The following is a 13,126-nucleotide window of genomic DNA, read 5'->3' as shown; positions in this document are numbered from 1 at the left end:
AATAACACATTTACTTTGCAAGAATTTTAACGGTACCTTTGCGTATAATAAGCATCCTTGAAAATGCAGTTTTCTTCTTTTTATTTTGGCTTTTAAAAGCTGGGGGAAATATTTATGGCTGCACCGGACCGTGGACTTGTGACCCGCGAGCATCAATTGCAAGAGGCCTTGACCTCGCTGATTGAACAACATGGGGAACAAAGTGAAACCGTTGCTTTGATCCGCGAGCGGCTGGATGGCGTGCGCAAAGATTTGGCGGACTCGCAAATCGATCAGTCCGGTAATGAAGCCCACCTCGGCAATATCCTTGAATCCTGGGGGGCGCCCAAAGTTAAAGACAGTGCGGTGATGTTTATTCTTCTCGGCGGCGTATTGATCTTTGCGCTGGGGGGGATGTCTACGATGTTTGTGCTGATGTTGGCGACCAAGTGGTGAGCTTGCGGCCTTGCCGTCCTGCCGGCACTTAGGTCATTCAATCGGCATTCCTTTTGGGTCTGTATGCGTTAAGGTTAAAAGGAGCTTGAGACGAATTCATATCCATGCGATTCCTAAGGGGATGGATAATGATGGGAGAGCCTGTGGCCCGCCAAAATTGGTCGAATAGCACGTTTGAAGTTCTCACCAACAGCGGCAAACGCTGGCTGATTGATATGTCTTCATCGCGTCGCAGTGAAGCGATGGATTATGCCGAAAAGCTATTGCTTGCGGGTAAACATAGCGGCGTGCGGGTCACGGAATTGCGCGAAGGCTGGTCCAAAGAACGCGTGGTTTTTGAACAGTCCGATTTGGGTCGCGAAAATCCGCTCAAAATCAACCTTGAACCAGAAGCAAAATTTTGCGCCACCCTGAACAGCTATTACGAGCTGCCTGCCCGCCTGACCATGGGGCGGATCCTGCGGGCGTATCTCGATAAAAATAACATCACCATATTGGAGCTGTTGTACCATGCAGGGCATTTGCGCACGTTGGACCGCATGGACACGTTTTATCCGGCCGCCCTTCAACACGGTGCACAACTGCAGGCCAAGCTTACCGGCCAAACCAAGCTGGAGCGAATGGACAAATTGCAAACCGTCTTTGACAAGGTGCTGAAACGCGCCCGCAAAGACGATGATTTGCTCGCCTATGGAGATTATTTGGCGCGTCATGATCTGGATGCGGCGCTGGCCCTGATCAAATCCGAGGTTGATGAAAAACAAGCCGTCAGAACCATATACGGCATGTTGGCCTATCACATTGAAGGCGGCGGATGGCGCGAAAAATTCAGGCGTGCCGTTGAATTGGCCGAGGCCGCTAAAAGTGAACGAGCCCTCAACTTAGCCGACGAACTGATCGCGGAAATACTCGATGGTAAAGCCGCGATAGAAGAGCTGTTCGGTGGTTTTTTCACGCCGGTCAAAGCGTGGAAGACGTATGTTCAGATCATCAGCGGGCGGTTTTTAACGGTGCCCAGTTATATGTCGCCGGACATTGCCAGGCTGAATGCCTTGTTTGATCATCACGCCCTGAGCGCCACGCGCGAGGTGTTGCTGCGGCGCGTGTCGAAGGGCTTGGGCAGCACCCAAGCTTTGTCGAAGGATGGTCGCAACGAGGACCGCACCGCGTTCATCAGCTTGATGCGTGATTTGGTCGAGCCAACCGGGCTGAGCGGCGGTCCAGCCATGGCCGAAGCCATGATCATGCGGGCAAAAACCTTGCTCGGGGAAAATGGTGAGGATTTGCCCATCGACACCGCCATTCGCCAAGCCTTGTACCTGATGCCCAGTCAGGCGGTGCGCTTGGGCGTGCTGGTGGATTTAACCTCGTCGGAACTGGGGCAAAAATACGATGGCGTTATCCGTCAGCAATTGCTGCTTTTGTTGGATGCTTTGCGCTCCATTTACGATCTGTTTCCCCAAGACGTGCAGGAAGACGAACGTCTGCGCGGGATCGATGCCTTGCGCGAACGATTGGGGATGAGCGTGATGGGTGATGATCTCAAGTTATCCCTGTCGGCCTCGTTGAGCAAATTGTCCAAGATGCCAAATGACGCAGCGGCCGAATCCGAACCCTCATCGGAACAACGTCCCCAGCCCTCAAATAACCAACCTCCGGAAGGTGATTTGAACTTAAAGCCGGGAGAGGTTTTGTTTGAAGAAGGTGCGTTGGGTGATGCGGCCTATTTGATTGTCGAAGGCACCATCCAAATTTCGCGAAATCACAACGGTAAGTCCGTGCCCCTGGCAACGTTGCAGCGCGGCGAGATCATTGGTGAGATGTCCTTGATCGACCACCAGCCGCGCATGGCGTCCGCCGTCGCCGTCGATGCGTGCAAGTTGGTGCGGATTTCTGACAAAAATCTTCAAGAGCGCATGGACAAGCTGGCCGACAGCGATCAGGTTTTGCATTTCCTCATCAAAACGCTCGTGCGCAGATTACGCGGTCTGGCGCGAAATACGGAATAAGCGCGTCTTTCGGTCGTAAAAAACCCCCTGGTTTCCCAGGGGGTTCATTGGTCGGGGCGAGAGGATTCGAACCTCCGACCCCCTGCTCCCGAAGCAGGTGCGCTACCAGGCTGCGCCACGCCCCGACAATGGTTTCGCTCGTTTCGAGGCGCTTATATAACGCTCCGGCCGTTGCAACGCAAGGACCAACGCGGATCCCGAGCGTGATTTAATACGCGCGTTCGATACAGAAGTCGATAACGTCCAAAAGGGCGGTTTTGATGTCGCTTTCGGGAAACACGCCGAGCGCGTCGCGGGCGATCGCGCCGTAGTGACGGGCGCGCTCAACCGTGTCGGTGAGCGCGTTGTGCTTCACCAGCAAATCGGTGGCATGTTTGATGTCGCCGTCGTTTTGGTCCAGTTCTTCCATGGTGCGCCGCCAAAAGGTGCGCTCTTCTTCGCTGCCGCGCGCAAACGCCAGCACGATGGGCAGGGTGATTTTGCCTTCGCGGAAATCGTCGCCGACGGCTTTGCCGAGGCTTTCTTGCTTGGCAGAAAAATCCAAAACGTCATCAATCAATTGAAACGCAATTCCCAAGTTGAGGCCGTAAGCGCGAAACGCGTCTTGCTCTTTTTTCGGCCGTCCGGCGATGACGGGGCCAAGCTCCGAGGCAGCGGCAAACAGTTCGGCTGTTTTGGCCTCGATCACTTCCATATACGCGCTTTCGCTGGTTTCCGTGTCGTTGGCGGTGACCAGTTGCAGCACTTCGCCTTCGGCCAGGATGGAGGAGCCTTGCGACAAAATGCGCAGCACTTCCAAATCGCCGTCTTCGACCATCAACGCAAAGGACCGCGTGAACAAAAAGTCACCCACCAAAACGCTGGCCTTGTTGCCCCACAGGGCATTGGCCGAAGCCTCGCCGCGGCGCAAATCGCTTTCGTCGACCACGTCATCGTGCAAAAGGGTGGCGGTGTGGATGAATTCGATACACGCCGACAGCAAAATGTGGCGGTCACCAGTGTAGCCGCACATGCGCGCAGACGCCAACGTCAGCATCGGGCGCAAGCGTTTGCCCCCGGCGGCAATGATATGCCCCGCCAGTTGCGGAATCAGCGAAACCGGGCTGTGCATGCGCTCCACAATGGCCGTATTGGCGGCTTTAAGGTCGTCTTCGACCAATTTGGCCAAACGATCCAAAGGTGAGCTTTTGGCACGCTCTTGGTCTAGATTTACAACAACGCCCAAAGCGTTTCTCCCTGTTCGATCTGCAGTTCAGCTGTGCGGATTTGCCATTTTACAGTATTGTTGGGCATATATGACCGTCCAGGTGGGCATTGGTCAAGCGTTCTGACTGATTTTAAGGGCGGCTTAGGAGAAGAAAGACACATGATTGAGCTGATACGGACCAACGATCCGGTGCTGATTTCATGGCTTCGCGCCCAATTGGACGGGGCGGGGATCGAGGTTTTGGTGTTGGATGAGCACATGAGCATCCTCGACGGTTCCGTCCTCGCCATTCCACGGCGCATCATGGTGGCGGAACGCCATCAGGCGGAAGCCCAGGAAATTCTCGCCGAAGCCGACCACATTGCCCAGGGTCATAACGAATGAGCTTTGAGACCACAAACGACCGCATTTTGAGCGGCCAAGTCCTCCTAACCCAGCCCAAAGACGGTTACCGCGCCGCCGTGGACCCGGTGTTTTTGGCCGCTGCTGCCGAGGTCAAAAACGGGGAGCGGGCCTTGGATTTGGGCTGTGGCGTGGGCGCGGCGATGCTGTGCTTAGGGACCCGTTGTCCCGGCGTGCACATTGACGGGCTGGAGGTGCAGCCGCACCTGTCCCAATTGGCGCGGGCCAATGTTGAAGCGAACGCCATGGCGGATCGGTTGCGGGTATATGAGGGGGATTTGCTCACCCCCCCGGCGGCGCTTCAACCCGACAGTTACGCCCATGTGTTCGCCAATCCGCCTTATCTTAGCGATGATCGGGGCCATCCGCCGCCCAATGCGTCTAAAAAAATCGCCCATGTGGAAGGGGATGCCACGTTGAGCGATTGGATCGACGCGGCGCTCAAGTTTTGCCGCACCAAGGGTTCCATCACCTTCATACAGCGTGCGGATCGTTTGGCGGATTTATTGACCGGGTTGTCGGGGCGGGCGGGGGAAATCACCGTGTTTCCGCTGTGGCCCAAATATGAAGACGAGGCCATCGCCCACCGGGTTGTCGCCAACCGGGTCATCGTACGGGCGCGCAAAGGCCTGAAGACACCCCTGCAATTGTCGGCCGGAATGGTTTTGCACAACTCCGACGGTTCCTACACCGAACGGGCGGACGCGGTGTTGAGGGGCGGGGCCTTGCGTTTAAGGGTTTGACCATCCGTCAGCGCCCCCTTACAAGAGGGGTATGTTCGGTTTTAGCTTTATCAAACTCATTTTCACCGTCGCCGTCGTTTATGCGGTGTGGAAAGCTTTTCAGCACTTCACGCGTTTGCAAGCGAACCGTGAAGCTTCTGCGCGCGAGTCCGTTTCACGCCCTCAACGCAAGACCTCTTCAGCTGCGAAACCGCCCCCTGCTTCATCCCCGGCTCAAGACGGCGTTGAAGACATGATCGAATGCACCGTTTGCAAGGCTTACGTGACCCGTGGGGCGCAGTCTTGCGGGCGCGACGACTGCCCGTTTACGGGGTGAGTCGTCTGAGTTCATTTTAACGCGGTTAAAGCAGCGGTTAAACAAGCTATTCAGAGCGTTCCCGCCTTGACCCGGCCCGTTTTAAGGCGCTATCTTCGCCGCGCTGCAACATTATCGTTTTCGCCCCAATATTTCAGATCGTTTTCTAAGGTTTATGTCCAATGTCCGGTGTGCCTGCACCCAATTCCGATACCTGCTTTCAAAACCTCATTTTGAAGCTGCAAACCTTTTGGGCAGGGCACGGCTGTGTGTTGTTGCAGCCCCATGACCAAGAAGTCGGCGCGGGGACCTTCCATCCCGCAACCACTTTGCGGGCCCTGGGGCCAAAACCGTGGAAGGCCGCCTACGTGCAGCCGTCACGCCGCCCCACCGATGGCCGTTATGGGGAAAACCCCAACCGTTTGCAGCATTACTACCAATTTCAAGCGATCTTGAAACCATCGCCGCCCAACAGCCAAGAGCTTTACTTAGACAGCCTCAAAACCTTAGGCATCGATTCCGCCAAACACGACATCCGTTTTGTCGAAGACGATTGGGAAAGCCCGACTTTGGGCGCGTGGGGGCTGGGCTGGGAAGTGTGGTGCGACGGCATGGAAGTGTCGCAGTTCACCTATTTTCAGCAAGTCGGTGGGATCGAATGCGATCCGGTCGCGGTGGAACTGACCTACGGGCTGGAACGCTTGGCCATGTATATCCAAGGGGTTGAAAACGTCTACGACTTGGATTGGAACGGTGCCGGGGTGCGCTACGGTGATGTGTTCAAGCGCAATGAAGTCGAGCAGTCGGCTTATAACTTTGAACACGCCGACACCGACATTCTGTTCAGCCAGTTTTCTGACGCGGAAAAGAATTGCCAGCGCCTGTTGGGCTTGGAGAAGCCCTTGGCGCTGCCCGCTTATGAGCAATGCATCAAGGCGTCGCACACCTTCAACCTGTTGGATGCCAGGGGCGTCATTTCTGTGACCGAACGCCAAGCCTACATCGGGCGGGTGCGGGCGCTGTCGAAGGGCTGCTGCGAAGCCTGGCTTTTGGGCGAAGGGGAGTGCGCATAATGGCCGAGTTGCTCCTCGAACTGTTTTCCGAAGAAATTCCCGCGCGCATGCAAGCGACGGCGGCGGCGGATTTAAAACGTCTGGTCGAAGACGGCTTGAAAAAAGCCGGGCTCGATTGGACCAAGTCCGAAGCCTTCGTCACCCCGCGTCGCTTGGCGCTGGTGATCGACGGCTTGCCCGAAAAACAACCCGACGTCAAAGACGAACGCAAAGGCCCCCAAGTGGGCGCGCCGGAACAGGCCTTGGCAGGCTTCGTGAAGTCCTTGGGCGATATGTCTTTGGACGATTGCGAACAGCGCGACGTCAAGGGCAAGATGTTCTACTTCGCGGTGATCGAAAAGAAGGGCGAGCCGACCCTCCAAGTGCTGCCGGGGCTTTTGGACGCGGCCATCAACGCGCTGCCGTGGCCCAAATCCATGCGCTGGGGCGCAGGCACAAAACGCTGGGTGCGACCCTTGCACAATATCCTCGCGTTGTTTGGCGGTAGCGTTGTTCCGGTCACGTTTGAACACTGCACCGCCAACCAACACACCTTCGGCCATCGCTTCTTAAACCCCGGCCCCATCGCGGTGACGAACTTTGCCGATTACCGCGCCAAGTTGATGGACGCCCATGTGATGCTGTGTCCATCCGAGCGGCGCGCCGAAATCGTTTCTCAAGCGGAAAAACTGGCGGAAAATGCGGGCCTCACCCTGCGCCCCGATGAGGGCCTGCTGCAGGAAGTCACCGGGCTGATCGAATGGCCGGTCGTGCTGATGGGTTCCATCGATGCCGAGTTCATGGAAGTGCCGCCCGAGGTGCTCACCACCACCATGCGCATCAACCAAAAATACTTCACCGTGTTGAACGCCGACGGCACTTTGGCCCCTAACTTCATCGTCGTCGCCAACCAAATGGCGACCGACGGCGGTGAGGCCATCGTAGCGGGCAACGAGCGGGTGCTGCGCGCACGGTTGTCAGACGCCAAGTTCTTCTGGGACCAAGACCGCAAGACCTCTCTGGCGTCACGCACACCTGCACTCAAAGACATCGTGTTTCACGCCAAGCTGGGCACGGTCGATGAAAAAATCGATCGCGTGCAAGCCTTGTCCGCAGACCTTTGCGCCTACATTCCCGGTGCCGATCGCGATCACGTGCGCTCGGCGGCGCGGTTGGCCAAGGCCGATCTGGTCACGGGCATGGTCGGTGAATTCCCCGAACTGCAAGGCGTGATGGGGCGTTATTACGCCCTGGCCGACGGCGAAAGCCTGGATGTCGCCAACGCCATCGCCGAACATTATTCTCCGGTTGGACCAGGCGATGCGTGTCCAACCGCCCCGGTCTCGGTGGCCGTGGCGATGGCCGACAAGCTCGACACCTTGGCGGGCTTTTGGACCATCGATGAAAAGCCCACCGGATCAAAAGACCCGTTTGCCCTGCGGCGTGCCGCCTTGGGCGTGATTCGTCTGATCGTTGAGAATAAATTGCGGATCCCGTTAACCGATCTCTTTTACAAACAGCATTGCCTGCACGTTTCTAATGAGACCGGACGTCGGTATATTGAAAAGAAAAAATTACTCGATGATCCTGATATTCGTGGTGGGGAAGTGTTTGCTGGTGCGGTTGGAGATACGGCTCTTCCATACGACCTTCTGGCCTTCTTCGCCGACCGTCTCAAAGTCCATTTGAAGGGTGAGGGCGTGCGGCATGATTTGATTGATGCAGTGTTCTCGTTAGGCGGCGAAGACGACTTGGTGCGCTTGTTGGCGCGGGTCGATGCGCTTTCGGCGTTTGTCGCCACGGACGATGGTGCAAACCTTTTGGCTGCGCACAAGCGCGCCACCAACATTTTGCGCATTGAAGAAAAGAAAGACGGAGCGTCCTATCAAGGTACGCCCAACGAAAGCGCCTTTGTCGAAGATGCCGAACGCACCTTGTTTCAGGCCTTGAAGGCGGCAGGCGCAACCAGCAAAGCCCTGGTGGCAGACGAAAAGTTCTCTGACGCTATGTCGGCCTTGGCCCAATTGCGCGGGCCCTTGGATGTCTTCTTTGAAGCTGTTTTGGTCAATGCAGATGATAAAACTGTTCGTGAAAATCGGTTGAAGCTCCTATCTCAAATACAAAGTGTGATGGGCGAAATCGCGGATTTTTCTAAAATCGAAGGTTAACGGAGCCAGTACCATGTCTCAAAAGTGGACCTATTCATTCGGGGGAGGTGCCGCAGAAGGGCGCTCCACCATGCGCAACCTTTTGGGCGGCAAGGGTGCCAACCTGCATGAGATGAGCGCCATCGGCCTCTCGGTGCCGCCGGGCTTCACCCTCACCACAGAGGTCTGCACCCACTTTGTGGCGTCCAAAGGCGATTATCCCGACGGTTTGAACGATCAAGTCAATGCGGCCATTGCCAAGCTGGAAACCATCATGGGCGCGCCGTTCGGCGGCGGTGCGGATGAAGGCAAGGTTTTGTTGCTGTCCGTGCGCTCCGGTGCCCGGGCTTCCATGCCGGGCATGATGGATACGGTGTTGAATTTGGGCCTCAACGACGAAGCGGTGGAAATTCTGGCCGCAGAAACGGGTGATGGTCGCTTTGCCTACGATAGCTATCGTCGTTTTGTGCAGATGTTCGGCGATGTGGTGTTGGGCGTCGACCATTATCATTTCGAAGATTTGCTGGAAGACTACAAGCTTGATCATGCCCTGACCTTAGACACGGATTTGACGGTTGATGATTGGAAGGCTTTGCTACCCAAATACATCGGCGCCATCGAAAAGCAGACCGGCAATCCGTTTCCCCAGGATCCTCGCCAGCAATTGTGGGCGGCCATCGGCGCGGTGTTTCACAGCTGGACCAACAAGCGGGCGCAGACGTACCGCATGCTGCACGATATCTCCGACGAATGGGGTACAGCGGTCAACGTGCAAGCCATGGTGTTCGGCAACATGGGCGACGACAGTGCGACGGGGGTGTGCTTCACGCGCAATCCGTCAACCGGGGAAAATATGTTTTACGGCGAATACTTGGTCAACGCCCAAGGCGAAGACGTGGTCGCCGGCATTCGCACGCCGCAACCTTTGTCCAATTCGGAGAAGGAACGTTCAAGCCTGCATTTGCCCAGCCTGGAAGAGCTCATGCCCAAGCTCTACGCAGAACTGGACGACGTGCGTCATGCCTTGGAACGTCACTACAGCGACATGCAAGATATGGAATTCACCATCCAAAAAGGGAAGTTGTGGATTTTGCAAACGCGAGGCGGCAAACGCACCACCAAGGCGGCCTTGAAAATCGCCGTGGACATGGTGAGCGAAGGTCTAATTGACAGCAACGAAGCCATCCGCCGGATTGAGCCGTCGCATTTGGACCAGCTGCTGCACCCGACCTTGGACCCCAAGGCCCCACGTGACATTTTGGGCCAAGGCCTGCCGGCATCGCCGGGCGCCGCGTTCGGCAAGTTGGTGTTCACCGCCAAAGCTGCCGAAGAATGGGCGGAACGCGGCGAAGCGGTTATCTTGGCGCGGGTGGAAACCTCACCTGAAGACATCAGTGGCATGCATGTGTCCAAAGGCATCATCACCACTCGGGGCGGCATGACGTCGCACGCCGCCGTGGTGGCGCGGGGCATGGGCAAACCGTGTATTTCCGGGATGGGCGATATCACCGTCAACGTGAAAGACAAAACCCTGACGGCCATGGGCGTCGTGTTGAAAGAAGGCGACCTGGTTACGGTGGACGGGTCCGCCGGGCAACTGATGCGAGGCACCGTGCCGACCGTCGAGCCGGAATTCAGCGGCGATTTCGGCACGCTGATGGGCTGGGCCGACCAAGTCCGTCGTTTAGGGGTGCGGGCCAATGCGGAAACGCCCACGGACGCCAAGGTGGCACGCGGATTTGGTGCTCAAGGCATCGGCTTGGCGCGCACCGAACATATGTTTTTTGACCCCGAACGCATCATCCACATGCGTGAAATGATCTTGGCTTCCGACGAACAAGCCCGTCGGGTCGCGTTGGACAAATTGCTGCCCTATCAACGCCAAGACTTTTCACAACTGCTGAGCATTATGGAAGGCCTTCCGGTCACCATCCGTTTGCTCGATCCGCCGCTGCATGAGTTTTTGCCCGATCAACCCGCCGATATTGAAAACGTGGCGAAGGCCTTGGGGGTGTCTGCTGAAGACATCATCCGACGGTCCAAAGACTTGCACGAGTTCAATCCCATGCTGGGTCATCGTGGTTGTCGTTTGGCGATCACCTATCCGGAAATTTACGAAATGCAGACCCGCGCCATTTTCGAAGCGGCTGCGGATCTGGTGAAATCCGGGCACACCATTTACCCCGAAGTGATGATTCCTTTGGTGGCGGACCGGGAAGAACTCACTCGCCTGAAGGCTCTGGTTGTCAAAACGGCGGACGCGGTTCTGGCTGAGCAGGGCGTAGAACTGAGCTACCATGTGGGCACCATGATCGAGCTTCCGCGTGCTGCCCTGCAAGCCGGGGAAATCGCCAAGGACGCCGAATTCTTTAGCTTTGGTACCAATGATCTCACCCAGACCACCTACGGCCTGTCGCGCGATGATGCGGGCCGATTCTTGCAGATTTACCGTGAAAAAGGCGTCATGCAATTCGACCCGTTTGTCACCATCGACCAAGCGGGTGTTGGTGAACTGGTCAAAATCGGTACCGAGCGGGGACGTGCAGAGCGCCCCGGTTTGAAAGTCGGTATTTGTGGCGAACACGGTGGCGATCCGGCCTCAATTCATTTTTGTCACGACACAGGCCTCGACTATGTGTCGTGTTCACCGTACCGTGTCCCCATTGCACGCCTTGCCGCCGCTCAGGCTGCGCTGGGGGGGGACGTTAAAACCAACGCTTAAACCGTGCATCATTGGCTTTTGAGGACACGCAGACCTGAATGACAGATGAACCCTTGAACGTGCTTTTTTTGTGTCCGCACAATACATGTCTCAGCATCATCGCCGAAGCCTTGCTGAACAAGGTTGGACAAGGTCGTTTTCGGGCGTTTAGTGCGGGTAATAAACCCAAAGGGCAAATCAACGCCTACGTCAAAGAAACGCTTCATCAAGTGGGCTACGACACGTCGGAACAATATTCCAAAAGTTGGTCCGCGTTTGTGGTGCCCGATGCGCCGCGCTTGGACGTGGTGATCACGTTAAGTGATACTCTGAAGTCCATACCTCAGCCGATTTGGTATTCTAACCCCGTACATGTGCATTGGGGGTTTAAGGACCCCGAATTGTTTGACGGCGATGACGACCAGCGTATCGGGGCCTTTCGCCGCTGCTATGGCGATATGGAACAGCAAATGCTGAAGTTGGCGGGGCTGCCCACCAACAACGTGCGCGGCGAGGCTTTGATCTCGTTATTGGAACGCGTTGCGCCTTAGATGCGTTTCACATAAATGGTGAAATCGTCTAACGGATAGTCGTCAACGATCTCGACTTCCGGGGACAAGGTCAGGGCGAATTCCAGATACATTTTTTTGTCCGCGTAAAACAAATCCAGCATCCGTTGCTCTGAAGACGCATCCAACATGTTGAAGGCCATGACCTTGGTGGTCTTGTCCCACAGGCGTTTCAGACTGGTTTGCACGTAGTCATTCCAAATGTCTCTGCGGGCGCCAAAATTCATATTGTATGTACCGGACACAAAAGAATAATCGGCGGTCATTGTGGCGACAGGGCTTTCAATGAAGGTGGCCCGGGGATCTGCGTGGTGCGCCTGTGCCTCACTGATCATTTTGGGGGAAATGTCATAACCGTAATAGTGCCCGCCTTGCATCATCGGCTGGTCGGCCATCAGATCGAAAAGGGCTCCATAGCCGCAGCCCAAATCGTTGACGGTGATGGGACCGTTTAAGTCTTGTTCTTCGATGGCTTGTAAAAGCAGCTCATAGCGCAGCTCTTGGCCGTCCTTGTCTTTCCAAAACACGCCATTGGCCACCGGGCCGCATTGATTGACGCGGTACGTGTAGGCCATCGATATTAAATTCAGCAGTTCGCCGATATCTTCAGGTGGGGCGAGAGGCATAAGCTATTTGTCTTCCTGTTTTTGAAACACGACCCAACTGGGAACGTTTGGATGAAGCGTTGCGTCTGCGCATGTATAGCTGACGTCTTCGCCCAATTTATCGCCCAATTTATCAATGCGAATGAGGGCAAGACCCACATCGCCCACACTGGTTTTCATTTCGCCCGCTTCGCGGCCATCGATTTCGAACACGGTTCCCGGTGCCGGAGCGGGGCCGTCTATTTTAACCGGTAATAGACGTTTTTTGACCAAGCCGCGATAGCGGGTGCGCGCGGTCAGTTCTTGGCCCATGAAACAGCCCTTGGAAAAACTGACGCCGTCCAATTCTTCAAAGCCGAATTCCAGCAACAAGGCCTTGTCCACGCCCATGTCGCGGCTGCCGTCTGCCAAGCCCAATGTGATGCGTTGATGCTCATAGTCGTCAAACGTGCCAGCACTGAGGCTGGCGCTTTCCAGCGGCGTTGTGTCGCCTTGGGCCAAGACGGCGCGACAGCCCATGTCCAACAGCCGGGGGTCGGCATAAACGACGCCTGTGCCCGTGCCGAGGGCTTTGGCGGCGCCGCGTTCCGAAAAGCCCATGGGGGCAAGGACACCGTAGACCTGATAGTCATCACTCACATCGCTGAGGGTCACGTCGGAGCGCAGTTTGTACATGCTGAGGCGCTTGAAAAAGTCCGAGCGGCGATCGGCTTCGCAGTCCAGCATCAGCGCGCCGTCCATCTCAAACACAAAAAAGTCGTAGAGGTATTTGCCCTGGGGCGTCAAAAAAGCCGAATAAAGGGCCCTGTCTGCCGTGACGCGCTTCACATCTTGCGACACCAAACCTTGCAAATAGGTGTGGGCGTCGGGGCCGGCTATTTTAAGCAAGCCGCGGTTCGGCAGGGCAACAAAGACAGCTGAATCGCTCATTTTAACTGGGTCCATTTTGTTTTTTTCGGGG

General features: G+C 56.1%; 12 protein-coding genes and 1 tRNA gene. 9 read left to right on the top strand and 4 right to left on the bottom strand.

What is annotated here, in order from left to right:
* The first annotated feature begins 114 nt into the window (after window positions 1-114).
* Together BEN30_RS12420 and BEN30_RS17980 are read left to right on the top strand one after the other, a co-directional pair.
* Complete coding sequence (locus tag BEN30_RS12420) at window positions 115-435, top strand: hypothetical protein (protein WP_069958644.1); 321 nt, start codon at window positions 115-117, stop codon at window positions 433-435.
* 128 nt (window positions 436-563) lie between these two features.
* Complete coding sequence (locus BEN30_RS17980) at window positions 564-2,444, top strand: cyclic nucleotide-binding domain-containing protein (protein WP_170827052.1); 1,881 nt, start codon at window positions 564-566, stop codon at window positions 2,442-2,444.
* A gap of 48 nt (window positions 2,445-2,492) precedes the next feature.
* Here BEN30_RS17980 and BEN30_RS12410 read toward each other — a convergent pair.
* Window positions 2,493-2,569, bottom strand: a tRNA-Pro gene (locus BEN30_RS12410).
* Between the two features lie 83 nt (window positions 2,570-2,652).
* Window positions 2,653-3,669, bottom strand: coding sequence for a polyprenyl synthetase family protein (locus tag BEN30_RS12405; protein WP_069958643.1), 1,017 nt, complete (start codon window positions 3,667-3,669; stop codon window positions 2,653-2,655).
* A gap of 141 nt (window positions 3,670-3,810) precedes the next feature.
* Between BEN30_RS12405 and BEN30_RS12400 the strand changes: the two genes are divergently transcribed.
* The 7 genes from BEN30_RS12400 to BEN30_RS12370 all read left to right on the top strand — a co-directional run bounded on the left by BEN30_RS12400 (window position 3,811) and on the right by BEN30_RS12370 (window position 11,542).
* Window positions 3,811-4,035, top strand: coding sequence for a putative signal transducing protein (locus tag BEN30_RS12400; protein ID WP_069958642.1), 225 nt, complete (start codon window positions 3,811-3,813; stop codon window positions 4,033-4,035).
* A complete protein-coding gene (locus tag BEN30_RS12395; protein WP_069958641.1) occupies window positions 4,032-4,796 on the top strand; it encodes a tRNA1(Val) (adenine(37)-N6)-methyltransferase in 765 nt (254 codons plus the stop codon). The genes BEN30_RS12400 and BEN30_RS12395 overlap by 4 nt, the downstream gene beginning before the upstream one ends.
* Window positions 4,797-4,827: 31 nt before the next feature.
* The gene (locus tag BEN30_RS12390) at window positions 4,828-5,112 is read left to right on the top strand and encodes a hypothetical protein (RefSeq protein WP_069958640.1); all 285 of its coding nucleotides are present in this window, start codon (window positions 4,828-4,830) and stop codon (window positions 5,110-5,112) included.
* Window positions 5,113-5,273: 161 nt separating this feature from the next.
* Window positions 5,274-6,164, top strand: a complete 891-nt coding sequence (locus BEN30_RS12385) for a glycine--tRNA ligase subunit alpha (protein WP_069958639.1) — start codon at window positions 5,274-5,276, stop codon at window positions 6,162-6,164.
* Entirely contained in the window at window positions 6,164-8,311 is a 2,148-nt protein-coding gene (gene glyS, locus BEN30_RS12380; protein ID WP_069958638.1) for a glycine--tRNA ligase subunit beta, read from the top strand. The genes BEN30_RS12385 and glyS overlap by 1 nt, the downstream gene beginning before the upstream one ends.
* A 13-nt stretch (window positions 8,312-8,324) precedes the next feature.
* Window positions 8,325-11,012 carry a pyruvate, phosphate dikinase gene (gene ppdK / locus BEN30_RS12375; protein ID WP_069958637.1) on the top strand — a complete coding sequence of 896 codons (2,688 nt, stop codon included), beginning with the start codon at window positions 8,325-8,327 and terminating at the stop codon, window positions 11,010-11,012.
* A gap of 38 nt (window positions 11,013-11,050) precedes the next feature.
* Window positions 11,051-11,542: an arsenate reductase ArsC gene (locus BEN30_RS12370; protein WP_069958636.1), complete on the top strand. Its 492-nt coding sequence runs from the start codon at window positions 11,051-11,053 to the stop codon at window positions 11,540-11,542.
* On the opposite strand, the gene BEN30_RS12365 is transcribed toward BEN30_RS12370, so the two are convergent.
* Entirely contained in the window at window positions 11,539-12,186 is a 648-nt protein-coding gene (locus BEN30_RS12365) for a class I SAM-dependent methyltransferase (protein WP_069958635.1), read from the bottom strand. The two genes, BEN30_RS12370 and BEN30_RS12365, sit on opposite strands and share 4 nt — an antisense overlap.
* A gap of 3 nt (window positions 12,187-12,189) precedes the next feature.
* Window positions 12,190-13,095, bottom strand: a complete 906-nt coding sequence (gene ygfZ, locus BEN30_RS12360) for a CAF17-like 4Fe-4S cluster assembly/insertion protein YgfZ (protein ID WP_084005500.1) — start codon at window positions 13,093-13,095, stop codon at window positions 12,190-12,192.
* Window positions 13,096-13,126: the final 31 nt, after the last annotated feature.

The sequence above is a fragment of the Magnetovibrio blakemorei genome, from assembly GCF_001746755.1.
Taxonomy (GTDB): Bacteria; Pseudomonadota; Alphaproteobacteria; order Rhodospirillales; family Magnetovibrionaceae; genus Magnetovibrio; species Magnetovibrio blakemorei.
Note: the sequence above shows the minus strand (reverse complement) of the source record. Positions and strands in the feature narration are given on the sequence as shown.

What these genes read in the sequence shown, in the direction of transcription:
- ppdK (WP_069958637.1), top strand. Translation starts at nt 8,325, where the DNA reads ATGTCTCAAAAGTGGACCTATTCATTCGGGGGAGGTGCCGCAGAAGGG.
- BEN30_RS12370 (WP_069958636.1), top strand. Translation starts at nt 11,051, where the DNA reads ATGACAGATGAACCCTTGAACGTGCTTTTTTTGTGTCCGCACAATACA.
- ygfZ (WP_084005500.1), bottom strand. Translation starts at nt 13,095, where the DNA reads ATGAGCGATTCAGCTGTCTTTGTTGCCCTGCCGAACCGCGGCTTGCTT.
- BEN30_RS12390 (WP_069958640.1), top strand. Translation starts at nt 4,828, where the DNA reads ATGTTCGGTTTTAGCTTTATCAAACTCATTTTCACCGTCGCCGTCGTT.
- glyS (WP_069958638.1), top strand. Translation starts at nt 6,164, where the DNA reads ATGGCCGAGTTGCTCCTCGAACTGTTTTCCGAAGAAATTCCCGCGCGC.
- BEN30_RS12420 (WP_069958644.1), top strand. Translation starts at nt 115, where the DNA reads ATGGCTGCACCGGACCGTGGACTTGTGACCCGCGAGCATCAATTGCAA.
- BEN30_RS17980 (WP_170827052.1), top strand. Translation starts at nt 564, where the DNA reads ATGATGGGAGAGCCTGTGGCCCGCCAAAATTGGTCGAATAGCACGTTT.
- BEN30_RS12395 (WP_069958641.1), top strand. Translation starts at nt 4,032, where the DNA reads ATGAGCTTTGAGACCACAAACGACCGCATTTTGAGCGGCCAAGTCCTC.
- BEN30_RS12365 (WP_069958635.1), bottom strand. Translation starts at nt 12,186, where the DNA reads ATGCCTCTCGCCCCACCTGAAGATATCGGCGAACTGCTGAATTTAATA.
- BEN30_RS12385 (WP_069958639.1), top strand. Translation starts at nt 5,274, where the DNA reads ATGTCCGGTGTGCCTGCACCCAATTCCGATACCTGCTTTCAAAACCTC.
- BEN30_RS12400 (WP_069958642.1), top strand. Translation starts at nt 3,811, where the DNA reads ATGATTGAGCTGATACGGACCAACGATCCGGTGCTGATTTCATGGCTT.